This is a genomic window from Pseudomonas sp. HMSC057H01 (assembly GCF_001836405.1).
Lineage (GTDB): Bacteria > Pseudomonadota > Gammaproteobacteria > Pseudomonadales > Pseudomonadaceae > Pseudomonas > Pseudomonas aeruginosa.
The window spans coordinates 1-645 of the sequence record NZ_KV828520.1 but is presented as its reverse complement, the minus strand read 5'-3'; the positions used below and the strand labels follow the sequence as shown (position 1 = coordinate 645).

The 645-nt window shown below is 70.1% G+C and carries 2 protein-coding genes; both read right to left on the bottom strand.

Features of this window, described 5'->3' with window-relative positions:
* Positions 1 to 406, bottom strand: a 406-nt coding sequence (locus HMPREF2581_RS28955) for a contractile injection system protein, VgrG/Pvc8 family (protein WP_034068660.1), incomplete at its 3' end; no start/stop codon positions are given.
* A gap of 10 nt (positions 407 to 416) precedes the next feature.
* Positions 417 to 645 (bottom strand): hypothetical protein (locus tag HMPREF2581_RS33450; protein WP_218189485.1); only part of this gene is annotated, 229 nt, incomplete at its 5' end.

Below are 645 nucleotides of genomic sequence, written 5' to 3'. Positions count from 1 at the left end.
GCTGGAAGCGGTAGGCGTCGGCGAGGATGCCGTGTTCCTCCAGCACCCGGCCGACGATCTGCGGCACCGTGAGGTGCTGGAAGATGCGCTGGTTGGTGCGCTGGGCGAGGTAGGCCAGTTGCGGGACGAGGGTGATGCGGTAGCGGGTCAGGCGCTTGCCCGAGTCGCCCTGTCCGGCGCTGCGCACCAGGCCGTGGATACCGTTGCCGGCGGGCCCGAGGGTAAGGAAGGCGGGTTTGTGCAGCAGGCTTTCGAGGTCCGGCACGGGGCGTTCGCCGACCAGCTCCAGGTCGAAGGCGAACGGCTGGCTGATGGCTTCGCGGCCGCTGAAGGAGAGCACCTGCAGGTCGAGGGCGAGGCCGTCGATGGCGAGGCTGAAATGGGTCTGGTTGGCTGCTGCGAACATCCGTTGTCCCTCACTGGCGCAGGCGACCGATTCGATTGTCCTGCCTGGCGCGGGCGAGACAAGGGCGCGCAGGCTCGATCGGAAGCTGCCTACAACAAAGCGGCATCGACCCGGCGCGGGCTTTCCTGGCCACGGCGCTGTGGGTCATCGAGGGCACGACGGCCAGCGAGGCGGGCCGCGTGCGGCGGTCGCGGCTCAGCCGGCGACCGGGGAGCGCCAGTCGTCGGAGCCGGAGGTGC